At 53.8% G+C, this 251-nt stretch carries 1 protein-coding gene; it reads right to left on the minus strand.

The window, feature by feature from the left end:
• Positions 1-251: YhjD/YihY/BrkB family envelope integrity protein (locus C450_RS06565; protein WP_005041672.1), on the minus strand; the 251-nt coding region annotated here is incomplete at both ends.

Genomic DNA, 251 nt, shown 5'->3' on the forward strand with positions numbered 1-251 from the left:
CTGTTAGTTCGTGCTGCCCTCGTTACTGGCTCAATATCGACATCCGCGCTCCGATTCGAGAGTACGGCGTTGACAGCGACGCCAACCAAAATAATCAAGCCACTGAAATAGAGCCACGTCAACAGTACAAGAACACCCGCGATCGCACTACTTTCCGGTGATTTGAACTGCGTATACAGCCGGAATACCGACTCGAACGTGGTCAGTCCAACGGCGGTCACCAACACACCAGGCAGGATCTCCCCCAGTGT

This window comes from Halococcus salifodinae DSM 8989 (genome assembly GCF_000336935.1).
Lineage (GTDB): Archaea > Halobacteriota > Halobacteria > Halobacteriales > Halococcaceae > Halococcus > Halococcus salifodinae.